The following is a 19,475-nucleotide window of genomic DNA, read 5'->3' as shown; positions in this document are numbered from 1 at the left end:
GGCGTGCTCACGGGAACTCACCGCCGAGCAGGTCCAAAACCGAGGCAGCGAACCGGCGAACGGTGCGCCGGCGGCCCGTTTCCAACAGGCGGCCGAGCTCCGTGGCGTTGGCCGTGCCTTTTACCTCCGGGACAAGTCCCTGCAGCGGCAGCCCCACCGATTCCGCGATCAGCGGCCCGTCCAGCACGGCCCCCGCTTTGCCCCTGATCACCAGCGCAGTGTCCACCGGGGGAAGTTCCTGCAGCAGCCTGGCGGAAGAAACCGCGGCCTTCAGCTGTGCCGGCGCCACCACCAGGATGCGGTCGCAGTCCCAGGCGAACGTCCGCAGCGGCTCCGTTCCGCGGCCTATGTCCACGAGGACCAGTTCATAGCCGCGCCGCGCGGCATCGAGCACACCGCCCACGGTGGTTGCATCCACACCCTTCTGGCGTTCGCGGCTGCCCGGCCAGGACAGGAAGGAGAACCCTCCTGCCACGGGGAGCGCGTCGGACAGCTGCTGGGGATCGATGCTCCCGCTCGCCCCTGCAAGGTCGGTCCAGCGAAGGCCCGGGGATTCCTCGGCCGCAAGGGAAAGTTCCAGGCCGCCGCCCCAGGGATCGCCATCAATTAAGAGGACCCGGGCTCCCCACTCCGCGGCTGCCTGGGCGATCCAGATCGCAGCGGTGGTGGCTCCGGCGCCCCCGCACCCGCCCGTCACGCCCAGGACGAGCCCGCCGGCTTCCGGTGACCGGGAGCGGCTCAGGTATTCGGCCAGCCATGCGGCGGCATCCGGCAAAACGGCCACGCGTTCGGCGCCCAGGGCCGCAGCAAGGTGCCAGAGACTGTCGCCTTCGCCGCCCAGGCCCACGAGCACGGCCGGTGCCCGCCTGCGGGGCGGCAGCTCGCGGATATCGCTGCCTACGAGTACAACGGCTGCTGTGTCCCAGAACTGGGCCGCTTCGGTGGCGTCGGCTGCAACGCGAAGCTGGCCGCCTGCAGCGGCCACGATCCGTTCAACCTCGCCGCGCAGGAAGTCGAAGCCCGTCACCAGGAGCGTCTCCGCGGACTCGGCCGGAAGCCAGGCTCCGGGAGCCCGCGCTGCCGACGGGGAACTCCTCGCCGCGATGCCACCAGGGTCTGGTGTCCGGGCCCGAACGGGCCGGCTGCCCCTGGCAGCTTGGCGCCCGGGCGCCTGCCGTCCGCGCGTCGGCCGCGCACGTGTCTGCCGTCCTGCTCCCTCGTTGTTGGTCCCGTTCCGTGCCCGGGACTGGTTCGCGCGGGTGGCGCCGTCACCTCCCGGCGCTGCGGCCCGCGGCGAGCGGCGTGCCGCCATGGACGGTTCCGAAGTTCCTGCCGACGCTCCGGACGCCGGAGCGGCACCTCCGCCGGTGGAAGGCACGGGGCCGGGGCCGCTGAACTCCGGCGTGAATTCCGGGGTGGGTTCCTGAAGATGCTGCCTGCTCATCCTGCCACTGTGCCGTCCGGCCGTCACGTCCGACAGACCCCATGTACGCCATGTGGACAACCTTCGGCGCCGAACATCTGTGGAGGGGCAGTGCGCCCGCAGGGCCCGGGCGCGGCGCAGGCAGGGCACTCCACAAGGCAGAATTGGAGCTATGTATCTGCTGCTGTCCGCCCACGCCGACGGCGCAGCCCTCCAGGAACTCGTCGCGGACGGCTCTGCTAGCCCGGCAAACCCCAAACCGCGCCTCGTCAGCACCGGCGAGCTGGCCGGCGTCGTACGTGAACTCGAAAAGCTGCGCCCGCGCTGGATCTGGCACCGGACGCAGGACTGGTACCCGGCCCTCCTGGCGGCGGGGGTCGAGCTGGAACGCTGCTACGACCTCACGCTCTGCGGCGCCATCCTGGCGCATTCCGAGTTCACCGCCCACACTGCCTACGCCCGCAACGCGGAAAAACTCACGCAGGACGACGACTCGCAGCAGCCGCCACGCAGCCTCCAGCCACCGCCCCAGCCGCAACACCAGGGGGCGCTCTTCGAGGACTCCGGACTCAGCCGGGCACCAAGGCATTCACTCGAGGAGCTGCGCACCGAGTACGCCGCCCAGCAGGAAGCCCTCAGCCAGGCGAGCCCGGACGCGAACCGCAGGCAGCGGCTCCAGTTGCTCCTCGCCGCTGAATCAGCGGGCTCCATGATCGCGGCGGAAATGCAGCACACCGGCGTGCCCTGGCGGGAGGAACTGCACGAACAGATCCTGGCGGATTACCTGGGCCCGCGTCCGCCGCTGGGCCACCGGCCCGCCAAGCTCGAGGCGCTGAACAACGAGCTCCGCAGGCTCCTGAACTCGCCGGGCCTCAACCCCGACTCGCCCCAGGAACTGATGCGCGCACTGCACCGGAACGGCATCGAGGTGAAGACCACCCGGCAATGGGAGCTCAAGGAATCCAGCCATCCGGCCATCGAACCGCTCCTCGCCTACAAGAAGCTGGCACGCCTGCATGCGGCCAACGGCTGGGCCTGGCTGGACGCGTGGGTGAACAACGGACGCTTCCAGCCCGAGTATGTGGTGGGCGGCGTTGTGTCCGGGCGGTGGGCTTCCCGGGGCGGCGGAGCACTGCAGATTCCGCGCCAGATCCGCGGCGCCGTTCACGCCGATCCCGGCCACAAACTCATTGTGGCCGACGCTTCGCAGCTCGAGCCGCGGGTGCTGGTTGCCCTGGCCCAGGACTCCAAAATGGCCGAAGCAGCCCGGGACAAGGACCTCTACGCGGGCATCGCGGCGCAAGGATTCGGGGGTGACCGTGCCAAAGCCAAGGTGGCCCTGCTCGGCGCCATCTACGGTGCCACCACCGGAGAATCCGGGCGCCTGATGCCGCAATTGACCCGCACGTACCCGCGGGCCGTCGGGTTCGTGGAACAGGCCGCACGGGAGGGCGAGGCCGGCGGCACAGTCACCTCCAGGCTGGGCCGCAGCAGCCCGCCGCCGTCGGACCGCTGGCTGCAAAGCCAGAAATCCACCACCGCCGAGGAACAGCGCCGGGCGGACGCGGTTGCCCGTTCCCGCGGCCGGTTTACGCGCAACTTCGTGGTCCAGGGGTCGGCAGCTGACTGGGCGGCCTGCTGGCTGGCGGAATTACGACGGCGGCTCCGCGCCATGCGGTCCGGCGGCGGACCCGCCGGCGAGCTGGTGTTCTTCCTCCATGACGAAGTGATGATCCACTGCCCTGACGACTCCGTGGACGCCTGTGTCCGGGCCATCGAGGAGGCAGCTGCGGCCGCCAAGGACCTGCTGTTCGGCCGGATTCCGGTGGAATTCCCGGTGAGCGTGGCAGTAGTGGACTCCTACGACAAGGCGAAATAGCCCTCTACGTCGCGCTTTGTAACCTACCTGTTGGTAGCTTTGTGGACTGTCTCACATCCCGGTTAAGCTCGATTAGCCGGTTCGCAGCAGTGGCAGTGCAGCTCCGATAAAGGACCGGCCGATGCAATGACGCATGGAACTTGGGGAGGCACCACATAGTGGCTGGCACATTTGAAATTGTTAACGCGGAGGAAGAGGCTTTCTACTTCCGGCTCACGGCCGAGGACGGCACGTTGGTGGCGGTTTCGCCACGGTTCAAGACGCTCAAAGGCGTGGTCGCAGGCATCAACGCTGTCCGCGAAAACGCCGCCACCGGGCTGGTGGTGAACCGCTCCCGGAGGGAACTGGCTTCCGGCTAGCGCCGCGGCCCGCTGGACGGGCAACGGGGCCGCACGGGAGTTCATATGTCGATCTGGTGCAAGCGCGTCCGGTCCCAGGGAACGGACCAGCCCAGGTGATCGAATAGTTCGTTCAGGATCATCCCGGTGAAGCCCCAGACCACCACCTTGTTCACCACGAAAGCGGGGCTCAGGAACGACTGGCCGGCCCTGCTGACCGTTGCCATCACACGGTTGTCGGGATCCAGCAGGTCGCGCACCGGGACCCGGAACACCTGGGCCGATTCGCCGTAGTCAACCACCCGGACCGGGGAAGGCGAGTGCCACCACCCAAGGACGGGCGTCACCAGGAAATTCCCGCGGGGCAGCGCCAGCTGCGGCATGGCGCCCAGCACTTCCACCCCGCCCGAGTCCAATCCTGTTTCCTCCTCGGCTTCACGGAGTGCGGCTTCAACGGGCGTCTCGCCCGGGTCGATCCCGCCGCCCGGAAACGCGACTTGGCCGGGGTGATCGTCCAGGGTGTGGGCACGTTCCAGGAGCAGGACATCGAGGTCGGCGGGGGCCAGCGGTTTTCCCGAAGCAGCCGGGATGTTGTCCAGGGCGCCGAACAGCATCAGCACGGCCGCTTTCCGCGCAACGCTGGCATCCACCGTGAGGTCGCGCCAGTAGGGATTGCGCGGCGGGCCGCTCCCGGCGTCGATGGCGGCAATGAGATCAACGAGGTCCTGTCGGGCAGTCATGTCCCCCGCTTTTGTGATTCCATCCGGATTTCAGCAGCCCGGTGTGTTTCAGCCAGCAGCTGGGCGAGGAGGGCTTCCTGCCCGGGTGCGAGCTCGTATTTCAGCAGCTTGGCCGCCTTCTCCGGGTCCGTTTCGCCTGCGCCGTAGCTGGGACACCACGTGGCAACCGCGCACGCACCGCAGGCCGGCTTCCGTGCGTGGCAGACACGCCGGCCATGAAACACCACCCGGTGCGAGAGCATGGTCCAGTCCCGCGGTTCGAACAGCTCCGCCACATCGGCCTCAACGCGGACGGGATCGTCCGAGTCGGTCCAGCCAAAGCGCCTGGCAAGCCGGCCGAAGTGAGTGTCCACGGTGATTCCGGGAATCCCGAAGGCGTTGCCCAGCACCACGTTGGCCGTCTTTCGCCCCACACCGGGCAGCGTCACCAGGTCCTGCAGCCGGGGCGGCACTTCACCGTCGTACTCGTCCACCAGCCGGTTGCACAGCGCCATCACGTTCCTGGCTTTTGCGCGGAAGAAACCGGTGGGTTTGAGGATCACTTCGAGCTCTGCCGGGTCGGCCTCGGCCATGCTCCGGGCATCCGGGTACCGGGCGAACAGCATCGGCGTGATCTGGTTTACCACCACATCCGTTGTCTGGGCGGACAGCACGGTTGCCACCAGGAGCTCAAACGGGCTGCGGAAGTCCAGCTCGGCGTGTGCATAGGGGTAAAGCTCCGCAAGCGCCCGGTTGATCCTGCGGGCACGCCGTTTCAACGCCAGCAGTGATTCACCGGACGTCCGCGGGGTGATGCTGCCCGGCTTCGGAGTGCCGGAAAGTGATGCCACCGGCGGCCGGCTAGCCGCGCTCGATGTTGCTGAGGTCGCGCAGCACGCCCACCCGGCCGTCAGTGTGCTGCACCAGGAATTCGTGCCCGCGGTCTTCCAGTGCAAGAACCCATCCGCCGGGTTCGATCACGAACGCGGGCATCCCTGTCCGCTCATCGACGGCAGTCCGGGGCTGGGCCACGGCGAACCAGAACGCCTCATGGACGGGCTGTTCCTCATGCTCTTCAGGTCGGCTGTAGGGGTCAACTGTGGCACCGATGGGTTCCTGCGACCTCACCTGCGGATTCAGCATCGTCTCAGCGGGAGCCGACTTTGAAGGCACTGCGCCCGTGGCCGCACCGGACCCGGAGTCCCGACCGGCTGCGGGGACGGCAGCTGCCTGCGTGGCTTCGACTGTGGAAGGCACAGCGGCGGCCGGCGTCGGCTCTGCGGCGGAAGGAACGACGTCGGCCGCCTGTGTTGCGGGCGACGTGTCCGTCACCCGGCTGGCGGCTGCAGCACCGACCGCGGCAGCCCCGCCGGCGGCAGCGGCGTTGTTGCCGGCCGCATGGCCCGATGACCCGGCGACACCTGCGGCAGCTGCCGGAACGGCGTCACCCTGCCTGCCACCGAAGTGCGGGGCCGGCTCATGCTGCGGTGTCCCGAACTGCGTGGCACCATGCTGGGTTGAACCGTGCTGTGCGGTCCCGTTCGGGGTGGCCGCAACGGGCGCGTCGGCGCCCGCAGCTCCGGCGTGGGGGCGGGCGCCGTTCGGCGTCGAGCTCGCGGCGGCACCTCCGTCCTCAGCAGCCGCACCGGCCGTCAGCCGCTTCGACCAGCCGGCCAATGTGCTGGAGCCCGGCTCCTTGGCGGCCTTGGGCTCCTTGGGGGCGCTGGGCTTGCGGAACGGTGCGGCGGACTCGCGGGCCACAACATGGGCAGGAACCTCGGCACGGTCCAGGAAGTCACCGGCAAGGAAGGGGATGAAGCGTGCCAGCACAGTGGCAGCAAAGAGCCCGACGGATCCGATCAGTCCAACCAGCAGCACCGGGATGAACTCCTGGGCCGCGGACAGGAAAAAGAACCCCAGGGCGAACGACGCCACCACGGAGGCGAACTGGTCGATGGAGAGGGACCCGATCCGCACCCTGGATTCGGGGCTCAACCGGCGGGCGACGAAAAGGGCGGTCACAATGAGGGGCAGGATGATGCCCAGGCCCAGGAAGAAGAGGTTGCCCAGGTTCCACAGGTTGTAGCGGGTAGCGAACATCGGGATCAGGGACGCGACGAACAGAAGGAGCGTCGAAGCGAAGATCGTCAGGTCACGCACGGTGAACGGGCCGAGGACCGTTTCGTTCCGCTTTCCCGTCAGCCGGCTCTCCGCGGGCTTTGAGCCGTCCGCGCTTGCCGGCCTGCCGGAGTTCTCCTGGCCGGCCGCCTGACCGGGATGCTGATGGACGGCTTTGTGCTGCCCATGGCTTTGCTGGTTCATTCTGTTCTCCTTAGCACGGCGGCGCCCTGGACAGCGCCTCCTAACGGCAGGCAAAAACGGGACCGCGAGCGGTCCTGCAGCCTCCATCGGATGTCACAACTCCATCTCAGCCTAGCCAAGTGACTGGCTGATCACTAGCTGACGGGCCGGAGGCGTGCGCAGCGGAATGCCGCCGGATTCCGCATAGCACATCCGCCTGTTTCCACGGTGAGCGTGCCCCTCACAGACGCGTCCCCCGGCATCCGGCCACCGCACCCCAGGGGTGCGGGATGCCGCGCTCCGGAACCACTCGGCGCTTAATAAACGCCGCTCACGGTTCACTATGTGACGGGGCACACGCACGCCGCGGGGCAGGTATTAGTGTGTATTTCGGAACAGCTCTTTGCGGTACAGCCGTGATCAGCCGCTGCCCGATGTCGCGCATGCGGCCCGGCTGCGGCCGGTGACGGTCCGTCCCGCGCAGCAAAGATCGATGAATGATGAGGTTCACCATGTCCCAGCAGACCCCAGGCTCCACCACGACAACGCCCCCGCAGGGCGATGCCTTCGAGAACCTCTCCCAGGAGGACCGGAAGTTCGCCCCGACTCCTGAGTTCGCCGCCAACGCGGTGGTCACCGCTGCCGACTACGCAGAGGCCGACGCCGACCGTCCCGCATTCTGGGCGAAGCAGGCCCGCGAGCTGCTCACCTGGAGCAAGGACTTCACCCAGACACTCGACTGGTCCAACCCTCCCTTCGCAAAGTGGTTCGTCGGCGGCGAGATCAACGCCGCCTACAACGCGCTGGACCGCCATGTGGAGAACGGGCTTGGGGAGCGGGTCGCCATCTATTTTGAGGGCGAACCGGGCGACACCCGCACGTACACCTACGCGCAGCTGACCGAAGAGGTGAAGAAGGCCGCCAACGCCTTCGAGTCCCTCGGCGTGGCCAAGGGCGACCGCGTGGCCGTCTACCTTCCCATGATCCCCGAGGCAGTCATCACGCTGCTGGCCTGTGCCCGGATCGGCGCCATCCACTCGGTGGTGTTCGGCGGCTTCTCCGCCGAGGCGCTGCGCTCACGGATCGACGACGCCGAAGCCAAGCTCGTGGTCACAGCCGACGGAACCTACCGCCGCGGCAAGCCCAGCTCGCTTAAGCATGCGGTGGACGACGCGTTGTCCCACGAGGGGAACGGCAGCGGCCACACCGTCGAGAACGTGATCGTCGTCAAACGCAACGGCCAGGACGTGGACTGGCACGAAGGCAGGGACCACTGGTGGGCGGATACCGTGGACGCCGCGTCGCCGGAGCACACCGCCGTAGGCCATGACTCCGAGCACCCCTTGTTCATCCTCTACACCTCCGGCACCACGGGAAAGCCCAAGGGCATCCTGCACACCACCGGCGGCTACTTGGCCCAGGGCGCCTACACCCACAAGGCCGTGTTCGACCTGCACCCGGAGACGGACGTGTACTGGTGCACGGCCGACGTCGGCTGGATCACCGGCCACTCCTACGTGGCCTACGCCCCGCTCGTCAACGGAGCCACCCAGGTCATGTACGAGGGCACCCCGGACTCCCCGCACCAGGGCCGCTGGTGGGAAATCATCGAGAAGTACAAGGTGTCCATCCTCTACACCGCACCCACGGCGATCCGGACCTTCATGAAGTGGGGCAAAGAGATCCCGGCCAAGTTCGACCTCTCCTCCATCCGGGTCCTGGGCTCCGTGGGCGAACCCATCAACCCCGAGGCCTGGATGTGGTACCGGGAAGTCATTGGCTCCAACGCGGGGAAGAACGGCGAAAAGAAGGAAAACCCGGCCCCGATCGTGGACACCTGGTGGCAGACCGAAACGGGTGCCCAGATGATCGCCCCGCTGCCGGGCGTCACCGCCACCAAGCCAGGCTCCGCGCAGGTGCCGCTGCCCGGCATCGCCGTGGACGTCGTCGACGAAGCCGGTGAGTCCGTGCCAAACGGGGCCGGCGGCTACCTCGTGATCCGCGAGCCCTGGCCGGCCATGCTGCGCGGCATTTGGGGTGACCCTGAACGCTTCAAGGAGACCTACTGGTCGCGTTTCGAGACCATGTATTTCGCGGGCGACGGCGCCAAGAAGGACGACGACGGCGACGTCTGGCTCCTAGGTCGGGTGGACGACGTGATGAACATCTCCGGCCACCGGCTTTCCACTGCGGAGATCGAATCGGCCCTGGTCAGCCACCCGGCCGTGGCGGAGGCCGCCGTAGTGGGCGCTGCCGACGAAACCACGGGCCAGGCCGTCGTGGCGTTCGTGATCCTCCGCGAGGACGCAGTGGACTCCGGCGACGCGATCGTCCAGGAACTCCGCAACCACGTGAGCAAGGAGATCGGTCCGATCGCCAAGCCCAAGACCATCCTGGTGGTGCCGGAGCTGCCCAAGACCCGGTCCGGGAAGATCATGCGCCGCCTCCTCAAGGACGTCGCTGAAGGCCGGGAAGTCGGCGATGCCACTACCCTGGCGGACAACACGGTCATGGCACAGATCGCCCAGTCGCTCAGAAAGTAACACTCGCCCAGAAAGCAAGAGCCGCCCGGAAGCCCGGTTGACGGCCTTCAGCCGGCCCCGTTTTTCCCGCGTCAGCGCGGAAAAGCGGGGCCGCGCCGCTTTGTGACGATTCAAATACAAAATGCACCCAGAATGTTGTTTCCCGTTCTTTCCTGTTCTCTTTTGAGAGGTTATAGTCAAGGTATGTGAGGTGCCTCACATGCAGCTATTTTTCAAGGGAGAGAACATGGCAGCACAGTTTGATGCGGCGGCAAGTGCTTATCCGAGCCGGCGGACCATCCTCAAGACCGTCGGCGTCGGCGCGGCAGGCCTGGCCGGCATTCCGTTCCTGGCAGCCTGTACGGGCGGGAGCGGGCCGTCGGCGACGGGTTCCGACTCCCCCGGCCTCACTTTCGGTTCAGGATCCTCGGACGATGTCCCCAAGCGGGCGTACCAGGCCGTCACCGATGCCTTCACTGCCAAGACCGGCAAGAAAGTCACCACCAACGTGGTGCCGCACAACGATTTCCAGAACAAGATCAATTCCTACCTGCAGGGCTCCCCGGACGATACCTTCACGTGGTTTGCCGGCTACCGCATGCAGTACTACGCGGGTAAGGGACTGCTCGCTCCGATCGACGACGTTTGGGAGAGCATCGGCGCCAACTACTCCGACGCGCTGAAGAAGGCTTCCACCGGCCCGGACGGCAAGATGTACTTCGTCCCCAACTACAACTACCCGTGGGGTTTCTTCTACCGGAAGAGCCTCTGGGCAGAGAAGGGCTACGCGGTTCCGGAGACCTTTGACGCGCTCAAGGCGCTGGCCACCAAGATGAAGACCGACGGCATCATTCCGATCGGCTTTGCTGACAAGGACGGCTGGCCGGCCATGGGCACCTTCGACTACATCAACATGCGGCTGAACGGCTACCAGTTCCACGTGGACCTCTGCGCTCATAAGGAATCCTGGGACCAGCAGAAGGTCAGCGCAGTCTTTGACACGTGGGCCGAGCTCCTCCCCTTCCAGGACCCCGCCGCCCTCGGACAGACGTGGCAGGATGCGGCAAAGGCACTGGAGGCCAAGAAGACCGGCATGTACCTGCTCGGATCCTTCGTGACCCAGCAGTTCACCGACCCCGCCGTCCTGGCGGACATCGGATTCTTCGCCTTCCCGGAGATCGCCATGGAAGGCCGCGACGCCGTAGAAGCCCCCATCGACGGCCTCCTGCTGTCCAAGAAGGGCGGCGGGAACAAGGCTGCCCGCGATTTCATGGCCTACCTGGGAACTGCCGAGGCCCAGGACGCCTACGCCGCGGTGGACTCGTCGAACATCGCCACGGCCAAGGGCACGGACACGTCCAAGTTCACGCCCCTCAACAAGGCGTGTGCGGACACCATCGCGAACGCAAAATACATCAGCCAGTTCTTCGACCGCGACGCCCTTCCGGCCATGGCCAACAACGTGATGATCCCGGCCCTGCAGAGCTTCATCAAGGACGGCAAGATGGACGTCAAGAACCTCGAAGCACAGGCCAAGACGTTGTACGCCGCCCAATAGTCGCGGCTCCGTCAGCCGCGCATCACAGGCACCCATCCAGGAAGGAACGACGACGGCGGCACAGCCTTCCGCCGTCGTCGCGCCTTCCCGGTAACCGGACCAATCGAGGGAAACATTTCCATGAGCAGCACTGCAAGAGAACTGATTCCGCCGGAATCACGGGAGCCTGAAGACGCTTCCGGAAAGCGGGCCAAGAACCGGCGGGCCAGGGGCGGCCGGGTCCGCCGCCTGTCCCGGCAGGACAAAGTGGTCCTGGCACTGATGGTGGGCATCCCCACCCTGATCGAACTGACCCTGGTATGGCTGCCCATGCTGATGTCCGTTGGCCTCAGCTTCACCCGGTGGAACGGGCTGGACCTGGGGGACATCCGCCCCGCCGGCGTGGACAACTACCAATTCATTTCCCAGGACTACCCGCCGTTCTGGCCGGCGGTGCAGCACAACATGCTGTGGCTCCTGTTCCTGGCCCTCATCGCCACGCCCCTGGGCCTGCTGCTGGCCGTGCTGCTGGACCAGAACATCCGCGGCAGCAAGATCTACCAGAGCATCTTCTTCGCACCGGTGATGCTGTCTCTTGCCCTGATCGGCATCATCTGGCAGCTCTTCTACCAGCGGGACAACGGCCTGCTGAACTTCCTCCTGGGCACTGCCGGGACGCCCCAGGCCGTGGACTGGTTCGGCGATTCCTCCGTCAACATCTGGGCCGCCATGATCGCGGCCACCTGGCGGCACGCCGGATACGTCATGCTCCTCTACCTGGCCGGGCTCAAGGGCGTGGACCCCAGCCTGAAGGAGGCCGCCGCCATCGACGGCGCGAGCGCCGTCCAGACCTTCTTCCGGGTGGTCTTCCCGGCCATGCGGCCCATCAACATCGTGATTGTGGTCATCACCATCATCGAATCGCTGCGCGCTTTCGACGTCGTCTACGTCATCAACCGCGGCACCAACGGCCTGGAAATGCTCAGTGCCCTGGTAATCCAGAACCTGGTGGGCGAAGGCCAGGTGATCGGCGTCGGTTCGGCACTGGCAGTAGTGCTCCTGGTCATATCCCTCGTCCCCATCGTCTTCTACCTCAGCCGCACCTTTGGCAAGGAGAACAAAGCATGAGCACCGCCACAGTCCGCGCCCGCAGGAAAGACGCCTCCCCCGCCCCCAGGTCCGGCAGCAGGCCGAAGCGCCATTACGGAACCCACATCTTCCTCACCGTCATGGCGGTCATGTGGCTGATCCCGCTGGGCTGGTCCGTCTTCACCGCGCTCCGCCCGGTGGCCTCCACCAACGAACACGGCTACTTCAGCCTGGCGGGCGACTTCAATTTCGATAACTTCATCCAGGCCTGGACACAGGGCGGATTCGCAACCTACTTCTGGAACTCAGTGATCATTACGGTTCCGGCCGTGTTCCTGACCCTGTTCCTGGCTTCCCTGATGGCGTTCGCCGTAAGCAGGGTGAGCTGGAAGTTCAACATCACCCTGCTCATCATGTTTACTGCCGGCAACCTCCTGCCGCCGCAGGTCCTTGCCGCGCCGTTGTTCGAGATGGCCAAACACTTCGAGGTGCCCTACTCCTTCAGCGATTCCGGCAACATGCTGAACACCTACATCATCGTCATCGCGGTCAACACGGCCTTCCAGATGGGCTTCTGCACGTTCGTCCTGTCCAACTACATGAAGGCGCTCTCCGCCGACCTCACCGAAGCAGCCCTGGTGGACGGTGCCGGAATCTGGCGGCAGTACCGGGAGATCATCCTTCCGCTGTGCCGGCCAGCCTTCGCCGCGCTGGGGACGCTGCAGGTCATCTTCATCTACAACGACTATTTCTGGCCGCTGCTTTTCATCCAGAGCGGCAACCGGCTCCCGATCACCACCGCCATCAACAACCTCCAGGGCCAGTTCCTGAACAACTACAATCTCCTGGCGGCCGGCGCGGTGATCACGGTCATCCCCACACTCGTGATCTACCTGCTCCTGCAGCGGCAGTTTGTTGCAGGGCTGACTCTTGGTTCTTCCAAGGGGTAGACCATGATGGAAGCTGACGGGGACAGCACTCCCCCAGCCGCAGCCCGAAAGGAACTCCATGCTCCCCGCAGCACGCCACCAGGCAATCGTGGACGCCGTCCAGCGCGAGCGGGTGGTCCGGGTCTCGGACCTCGCCCAGCAGCTGGGTGTGTCGCTGATGACCGTTCGGCGGGACATCGAGCTGCTCGAGGAGGGTGGCCAGGTGGAGCGGATCCATGGCGGTGCCAAGCTCCCCGGCGATGCCAGCACGCATGAGCCCGGCTTTGAGCAGAAGTCAACGCAGCTCACGGCGGAGAAGAGGGCCATCGCCCTGGAGGCGGCTTCGCTGGTCCACGAGGGGATGGCGGTGGGGCTGGGCGCCGGAACAACCACATGGGCGCTGGCCAAGGAACTCGTCAACGGCCCGCGCATCACAGTGGTGACCAACTCCATCCGCATTGCCGATCTTTTCCATCTCGGCTCGTCCTCCGGGGCTGGACGCTACGGTTCCACGGTGATCCTGATCGGCGGCGAGCGCACGCCGTCGGACGCGCTGGTTGGACCCATTGCGACGGCGGCGCTGAAGCAGCTGCATCTGGACCTTCTGTTCCTGGGCGTGCACGGCATGGATCCGGATGCCGGTTTCACCACGCCCAACCTGCTGGAGGCCGAGACGGACCGCGCGTTCGTGGCGGCATCACGCAAGGTGGTGGTGGTGGCCGACCACACCAAGTGGGGCACCCAGGGCATGAGCACCATTGCCGGGTTCGAGGAGGCGGACGAGGTCATCAGCGACGCCGGGCTCAGCGCCGACGCGCGGCGGATCCTGCAGGAGAGCGTCAGCCGGCTGCGGATCGCCAACGCGGGATAGCCGCCGCTAAGGGCAGCCGCAGGACTGCCTGATCAGCAGCCGGGTGGGGAAGACGTGGTGGCGAGGCGGCTCGCCGCGGCCCGCTCCCACCAGCGCGCGCACCGCGGCTTCCGCCATGTCGCGCACCGGCTGTTCAACGGTGGTCAGCGGCGGCCACGAATATTCAGCCTCCACTGATCCGTCGAAGGAGGCCAGGGCAATGTCCCCCGGAGCGGAGAGTCCGGCTTCATGGAGGGCCCGGAGGATGCCCACGGCCTGCATGTCCGAGCTCGCAAAGATGGCGGTGGGCCGGTGCCCCGACGCCAGCAGGCGTTTGCCGGCCGCGTAGCCTCCATCCCGGGTGAAGGCGCTGCGCGCGATGGTGCCCTCGGGCAAACCGGCGGCTTTGAGTGCCTGCAGCCAGCCCTGCTCGCGGTCGTCGGCCTCGTTGGCCGTGGTGGTTCCCATGGCCAGGCCGATGTTGGTGTGGCCGTGCCCGATGAGATGTTCCACGGCAGTGCGGGCGCCTGCGGCGAGGTCCACCCCGACGCTGGTGACCCCCGCGGGCCTCTCGCTATGGCTGAGCAGGACCGATGAAATCTCCGCCGATTCAAGGTCCGCAAGGTCGGGTTCGGAGAGGACGCTTGCCAGCACCACCCCGTCCACCTGGCGGGCGGCCAGGTTCCGGATGTTCCGGCGTTCCTTGGCGAGGTCGCCGTCGGAATTGGTGAGGAACAGCGCGTAGCCGAGTGCGCCCGCAGCATCCTCCACCGCGTGCGCCAGCAAGGAGAAGAACGGGTTGCTGTTGTCGGGAATGATCAGCCCGATGGTCTCACTGGACCCGAGCTTCAGCGCCCGTGCCGCGGCATTGGGGCGGTAGCCCAGGACGCGGATGGCGTCCTGGACCTTCGCTTCCGTGGCCGGCGCCACCCGTTTCGGGCCGCCGTTGACCACATAACTGACCACAGCCGTACTCACGCCCGCATAGCGGGCAACATCCTTGCGGGTTACCGGGCCTCGGGTGGGGTGCGTTGCGGGAATGGTCATGGAATACATGCTAGCTATGCACCCTGCGGAGCATCGCCAAAATCGCGGATTGGCAGCCGTTCGCCGTTCTGCTGGGCCGAGGCGTGGGCCACGATCCCGGGAAGGGTGAAGCGCGCGGCCACCCAGGCGTTGACGGGCGGAAGCGTCCCTTCGTTGACCGCCGTCACGAAGTCGTCCACCAGGAACTGGTGGCTTCCCTCGTGGCCGTTCGGGGCACCGAGGAATTCCTCCGGCAGGCGTCCGCGGTCGTGCACAGGGGCAAGACCGGAAATGAAGGCGTCACGCAGTTCGGGGGCAACGTCGGCCAGCGACGGGTCATCCAGCGGGATGCTGGGCCGGGTTTCCACCTGCTCGGAGATGTCGTGGACGTTTTCCTTGTCCTGCCACACCGTCACTTTGGCAAGCTGCTCAAAGCTCGCCTCGGTGCCGAAGAAGCGGAAGCGTGATTCACGGATGTGCGACGGGTAGCCCACGCGGCGCATCTCGTTGGTGCGCATGGCGCCGCCGTCGTTCAGTTCAAAAAGTGCCGTGGCGTTGGAGAAGTCGTTGCCGAACATGCTCACGTCCTTGTCGAAGACGCCGTCGTTGCGGTCGTCCCGGACTCCGATGCAGCTGACGCTGACCGCGTGCGATGGCAGCGCCCCCAGAACGCCGCCGATGGCGTGGGTGGGGTACAGCATGGGCGGGTAGCTCGCCGTCGACTTCCACGATTCTCCGCCGCTGTACTGGTAGGCGTCGTAGAAGCCGAGGTCCATGTCGTGGACATAGTCACCTTCGCTGTAGAAGATCCGGCCGAACTTGCCTGCTGCGTGCTGGTTGCGGGCGTAGACGGTGGCGGGGTTGTAGTAGCTGGTCTCGCCCATCGCATAGACAAGCCCGGTTTCTTTCACGGCCGCGATGATGCGTTCGATCTCTTCTTCCGAAACCGCCATCGGAACAGCGGAGTAGACATGCTTTCCGGCGCGCAGCGCCTGTTCCACCAGGGGACCGTGGGTCCAGCGCTGCGTGAAGATGGCGACGGCGTCGACGTCGGACGCCAAGAGCTCCTCGAAGCTTCCCTTGGTGCCGTCAAGCCCCCAACGCTCAAGCGCTGCGGCGGCGCGTTCCGGGCGTTCGTCGACGACGTAGACCTCACCGACTCCCGGATGGAGCTTGAAGAGGTGGGCGAAATGGCCGCCGAACTGTCCGACGCCGACGACTCCGATTGAAAACGTCATTGTTTACCTTTCCCTGATTGGCCCGAGGTACCGGGCACGAGTGGCCCCTGCGGGCTTACCGCGAGTCTTCCACCGGAATCTACTCGAGTCAACGATAAGCAGCAAAGTAGCGGCATCTTTCAGTGTTGACTTGAAAAAATACTTGCCACACTCAATCTACTCGTGTAGATTCATCTCCAGTTGTTACCCACATCACAGTCAGGAAAGGGTCGAAGATGACCACCCTTACCAAGCAGCAACAGAACCCGGCAGCCCGGGCCCGCCGCCCGAAGGCGGTACAGCCGGCCGGGATGAGCCGGCTCCGCCGACTGGGCGACTTGAAGATGGCCCTGCTGTTCATCTTCCCGGCGATGATCGGCTTTGTTCTCTTCTATCTGGTCCCCACCATCCGGGGCGTCTATCTCAGCTTCACCGAATACAGCATCCTGGGAGACCCCACCTGGATCGGCATCAAGAACTACACCGCCATGCTTGGCGATGAACTCTTCTGGAACGCCATGGGCGTCACCCTCCAGTACGTGGGGCTGAACATCGGCTTCCAGACCGTGATCGCCCTGGGACTGGCACTCCTCATGCACCGGGTGGCCAAGTCCACGTTCATCCGCGGTGCGTTGCTGTTGCCCTTCCTGGTGGCCAACGTGATCGTCGCCCTGCTGTGGTTCTGGATGCTCGATTACCAGATCGGCATTGTCAACGAAATCATCAATTGGATGGGCCTGCCGCGCATCGCCTTCTTCGGAAGCGAGCAGTGGGCCATTCCCACCATCGCCGCAGTCAACGTCTGGCGGCACATGGGCTACACGGCCCTGCTGCTCTTCGCAGGGCTTCAGTCAATCCCCAACCACGTCTATGAGGTCGCCTCCCTGGACGGAGCCTCCCCCACCCGGACCTTCTGGAGCATCACCATGCCGCTCCTGCGCCCCGTCTTGGTGCTGGTGCTCGTCGTCACCGTGATCGGCTCATTCCAGGTGTTCGACACCGTCGCAGTGACGACCGGCGGCGGCCCCATCAACGCCTCCCGGGTCATCCAGATGTACATCTACCAAAAGGCCTTCGGCGAATCGGACTTCGGCTACGCATCGGCATTGTCCGTCATTCTCTTCCTCATTCTTGCCCTGGTGGCCTTCGTGCAAATGAAGTTCCTCAAGGGCAACGAATCGGATCTGGACTAAGGAACCCCAGCCATGAGCAACTCCACGATTACCCGCAAGAAGTCCGTCATCGCCTCTCCCCGCCGGAATTCCGCCAGGAAGCCCGTGAACTGGCGGCGCGTCGGAGCATGGGCCCTCGTCGCCGTCGCAGTCGCCGTCACCGTGGCACCCTTCCTCTGGATGCTCCGCACCGCACTGTCCACCAACGCCTCGCTGGCCTCCAACGCCGGCAACCTGTTGCCCGCTGACTTCAACCTGGGCGCATTCAAGCGGGTTCTGGGCATGCAGAGCCCCGAAGAGGCCATTGCCGAGGGCGGCTCGGGTGCCGCGATCAACTTCTGGCTCTACTTGCGGAACTCGGTCATCTTCGCCACCGTTACCACCGCGGGGCAGGTGTTCTTCAGCGCGATGGCCGCCTATGCCTTCTCGCGGCTCCGGTGGCCCGGACGGAACGTGGTGTTCAGCCTGTTCCTGGCCACCATGATGGTCCCGCCGATCTTCACCGCCCTGCCCAACTTCCTCATGATCAAGAACCTGGGCCTGCTCAACACATTCGCCGGCATGACACTGCCCTTCCTGTTCATGACACCGTTCGCCATCTTCTTCCTTCGCCAGTTCTTCCTCAGCATGTCCCGGGAAGTGGAAGAGGCCGCCATGCTGGACGGCGCCAAGCACCTGCGGATCTTCTTCCAGATCGTCCTCCCCAACGCCGCTGCACCCCTGGCCACGCTGGCCCTGCTGACCTTCATCGGCCAGTGGAACGAATACTTCTGGCCGCTCCTGGTGGGCCAGGACGAAAGCGTCCGCGTGCTCACCGTGGGCCTGGGCGTCTTCAAATCCCAGTCACCGCAGGGCGCCCCCGACTGGACCGGACTGATGGCCGCCACGCTCGTCGCCGCGCTCCCTGTGCTCCTGCTGTTCATTGCCTTCGGCAAGAAGGTGGTCAATTCCATCGGCTTCTCCGGTATCAAGTAACCCCCTCGCTTCCCTCCTCCCAAGAATCACCTCGAAAGGTCCATCATGAAGAAAACCATCGGCGTCGCAGCTGCCGCCGCGGCAATCGCACTCTCACTGTCCGCCTGCGGCGGAGGCAGCACCGCCTCCACCGAGGCCAAGGGTGAAATCAACTACTGGCTGTGGGACGCCAACCAGCTCCCCGCCTACCAGCAGTGCGCTGACGATTTCACCAAGGCCAACCCCGACATCAAGGTCAAGATCACGCAGCGCGGCTGGGACGACTACTGGACGACGCTGACCAACGGCTTCGTCGCCGGCACCGCGCCGGACGTCTTCACCAACCACCTTTCCAAGTACCCCGAGTACGCGGCGAAGAAGCAGCTGCTCTCCCTCGACGACGCCGTCGCCAAGGACGGCATCAAGCTGGATAGTTACACGAAGGGCCTGCCCGAGCTCTGGGTCGGCCAGGACGGCAAGCGCTACGGTCTGCCGAAGGACTGGGACACCGTTGGCCTGTTCTACAACAAGGCCATGACCGACTCGGCCGGCCTGACGGCCGAGCAGATGGCGAACCTGGAATGGAACCCGAAGGACGGCGGCAGCTACGAGAAGGCGATCGCGCACCTGACCGTGGACAAGAGCGGCAAGCGCGGCGACGAGCCCGGCTTCGACAAGAACAACGTGGCCGTTTACGGGCTGGGCCTCGCAGGGAGCGGCTCCGGCCAGGGCCAAACGGAGTGGAGCTTCCTGAGCGCCACCACGGGCTGGACCCACACGGACAAGAACCCGTGGGGCACCAAGTTCAACTACGACGACCCCAAGTTCCAGGAAACCATCGCCTGGTGGGCGGGCCTGATCGAGAAGGGCTACATGCCCAAGCTGGAAACCACAGTGGGCGCCAGCCTGGCTGACAACTTCGGCGCGGGCAAGGCCGCCATCAACACCACAGGCGACTGGCTGATCGGCCAGTACAAGTCCTACAAGGGCGTGGAGACTGCGTTCGCCCCCACCCCCAAGGGGCCCGACGGCAAGCGTGCCAGCATGTTCAACGGCCTGGCCGACTCCGTCTGGGCGGGCACCAAGAACCCGGCAGCATCCGTCAAGTGGGTTGAATACCTCGGTTCCACCGCCTGCCAGGACGTTGTGGCCTCCAAGGCTGTCGTCTTCCCCGCCATCACCAGCTCCTCCGAAAAGGCAGCTGAAGCGTTCAAGGCCAAGGGCACCGACGTCTCAGCCTTCACCACCCATGTCGAGGAAGGCACCACGTTCCTCTTCCCCATCGCGGACAAAGCGGCAAAGGTTGACGGCATCATGAAGCCCGCAATGGACGCCGTGCTCTCCGGCAAGAAGCCTGCCAGCTCCTTGACCGAAGCCAACAACCAGGTGAACGATCTCTTCAAGTAGATCGCACCTGTAGTGGCTGCGTAAGTGGTCGCAGCCACGGCCCCGGTGCCGCCGTTTCATCCTCGCGAAGCGGCGGCGCCCGGGGCGCTCCACCCCGCACGTACTGACAAAA

At 65.7% G+C, this 19,475-nt stretch carries 16 protein-coding genes; 10 read left to right on the top strand and 6 right to left on the bottom strand.

What is annotated here, in order from left to right; translation table 11 throughout:
- Positions 1-7 precede the first annotated feature (7 nt).
- Positions 8-1,444, bottom strand: a complete 1,437-nt coding sequence (gene ssd / locus ACFVWT_RS00590; RefSeq protein ID WP_390244283.1) for a septum site-determining protein Ssd — start codon at positions 1,442-1,444, stop codon at positions 8-10.
- A 151-nt stretch (positions 1,445-1,595) separates the two neighbouring features.
- On the opposite strand from ssd, the gene ACFVWT_RS00585 reads away from it, so the two are divergent.
- Together ACFVWT_RS00585 and ACFVWT_RS00580 are read left to right on the top strand one after the other, a co-directional pair.
- The gene (locus tag ACFVWT_RS00585) at positions 1,596-3,302 is read left to right on the top strand and encodes a bifunctional 3'-5' exonuclease/DNA polymerase (protein WP_390244281.1); all 1,707 of its coding nucleotides are present in this window, start codon (positions 1,596-1,598) and stop codon (positions 3,300-3,302) included.
- 158 nt (positions 3,303-3,460) lie between these two features.
- Positions 3,461-3,661 (top strand): YegP family protein, encoded by a 201-nt coding sequence (locus ACFVWT_RS00580; protein WP_390244279.1) that lies wholly within the window; start codon positions 3,461-3,463, stop codon positions 3,659-3,661.
- Between the two features lie 41 nt (positions 3,662-3,702).
- On the opposite strand, the gene ACFVWT_RS00575 is transcribed toward ACFVWT_RS00580, so the two are convergent.
- From ACFVWT_RS00575 to ACFVWT_RS00565, 3 genes are read right to left on the bottom strand one after another with little or no spacing between them, the layout of a single operon-like run.
- A complete protein-coding gene (locus tag ACFVWT_RS00575) occupies positions 3,703-4,380 on the bottom strand; it encodes an NUDIX hydrolase (RefSeq protein ID WP_390244277.1) in 678 nt (225 codons plus the stop codon).
- The gene (gene nth / locus ACFVWT_RS00570) at positions 4,377-5,210 is read right to left on the bottom strand and encodes an endonuclease III (protein ID WP_390244275.1); all 834 of its coding nucleotides are present in this window, start codon (positions 5,208-5,210) and stop codon (positions 4,377-4,379) included. The genes ACFVWT_RS00575 and nth overlap by 4 nt, the downstream gene beginning before the upstream one ends.
- Positions 5,211-5,220: 10 nt before the next feature.
- Positions 5,221-6,681 carry a hypothetical protein gene (locus ACFVWT_RS00565; RefSeq protein ID WP_390244273.1) on the bottom strand — a complete coding sequence of 487 codons (1,461 nt, stop codon included), beginning with the start codon at positions 6,679-6,681 and terminating at the stop codon, positions 5,221-5,223.
- Positions 6,682-7,172: 491 nt separating this feature from the next.
- On the opposite strand from ACFVWT_RS00565, the gene acs reads away from it, so the two are divergent.
- From acs to ACFVWT_RS00540, 5 genes are all read left to right on the top strand, one after another.
- A complete protein-coding gene (acs, locus tag ACFVWT_RS00560) occupies positions 7,173-9,203 on the top strand; it encodes an acetate--CoA ligase (RefSeq protein ID WP_390247014.1) in 2,031 nt (676 codons plus the stop codon).
- A 226-nt stretch (positions 9,204-9,429) separates the two neighbouring features.
- Complete coding sequence (locus ACFVWT_RS00555) at positions 9,430-10,740, top strand: ABC transporter substrate-binding protein (RefSeq protein WP_390244271.1); 1,311 nt, start codon at positions 9,430-9,432, stop codon at positions 10,738-10,740.
- A gap of 120 nt (positions 10,741-10,860) precedes the next feature.
- Positions 10,861-11,847 (top strand): carbohydrate ABC transporter permease, encoded by a 987-nt coding sequence (locus ACFVWT_RS00550; RefSeq protein ID WP_390244269.1) that lies wholly within the window; start codon positions 10,861-10,863, stop codon positions 11,845-11,847.
- Positions 11,844-12,758 (top strand): carbohydrate ABC transporter permease, encoded by a 915-nt coding sequence (locus tag ACFVWT_RS00545; protein ID WP_390244267.1) that lies wholly within the window; start codon positions 11,844-11,846, stop codon positions 12,756-12,758. Before ACFVWT_RS00550 ends, ACFVWT_RS00545 begins: the two co-directional genes overlap by 4 nt.
- Before the next feature lie 58 nt (positions 12,759-12,816).
- Positions 12,817-13,608 carry a DeoR/GlpR family DNA-binding transcription regulator gene (locus ACFVWT_RS00540; RefSeq protein ID WP_390244265.1) on the top strand — a complete coding sequence of 264 codons (792 nt, stop codon included), beginning with the start codon at positions 12,817-12,819 and terminating at the stop codon, positions 13,606-13,608.
- Between the two features lie 6 nt (positions 13,609-13,614).
- Here the strand turns inward: ACFVWT_RS00540 and ACFVWT_RS00535 are convergent, their stop codons facing one another.
- Complete coding sequence (locus tag ACFVWT_RS00535) at positions 13,615-14,634, bottom strand: LacI family DNA-binding transcriptional regulator (protein WP_390244263.1); 1,020 nt, start codon at positions 14,632-14,634, stop codon at positions 13,615-13,617.
- Between the two features lie 14 nt (positions 14,635-14,648).
- Positions 14,649-15,851 (bottom strand): Gfo/Idh/MocA family protein, encoded by a 1,203-nt coding sequence (locus ACFVWT_RS00530; RefSeq protein WP_390244261.1) that lies wholly within the window; start codon positions 15,849-15,851, stop codon positions 14,649-14,651.
- Between the two features lie 215 nt (positions 15,852-16,066).
- Here ACFVWT_RS00530 and ACFVWT_RS00525 point away from each other — a divergent pair, with 215 nt between their 5' ends.
- Genes ACFVWT_RS00525 through ACFVWT_RS00515 form a run of 3 tightly spaced genes read left to right on the top strand, consistent with a single transcriptional unit; the run spans position 16,067 to position 19,363 of the window.
- Complete coding sequence (locus ACFVWT_RS00525) at positions 16,067-17,023, top strand: carbohydrate ABC transporter permease (protein ID WP_390244259.1); 957 nt, start codon at positions 16,067-16,069, stop codon at positions 17,021-17,023.
- Positions 17,024-17,035: 12 nt separating this feature from the next.
- Positions 17,036-17,977, top strand: a complete 942-nt coding sequence (locus ACFVWT_RS00520; RefSeq protein WP_390244257.1) for a carbohydrate ABC transporter permease — start codon at positions 17,036-17,038, stop codon at positions 17,975-17,977.
- Positions 17,978-18,022: 45 nt separating this feature from the next.
- Entirely contained in the window at positions 18,023-19,363 is a 1,341-nt protein-coding gene (locus ACFVWT_RS00515) for an ABC transporter substrate-binding protein (RefSeq protein WP_390244255.1), read from the top strand.
- The last annotated feature ends 112 nt before the right edge of the window (positions 19,364-19,475 follow it).

The sequence above is a fragment of the Arthrobacter sp. NPDC058288 genome (assembly GCF_042880995.1).
Classification (GTDB): domain Bacteria; phylum Actinomycetota; class Actinomycetes; order Actinomycetales; family Micrococcaceae; genus Arthrobacter.
The sequence above is the reverse complement of the archived record's forward strand: the minus strand, read 5'-3'. Positions and strand labels throughout refer to the sequence as shown.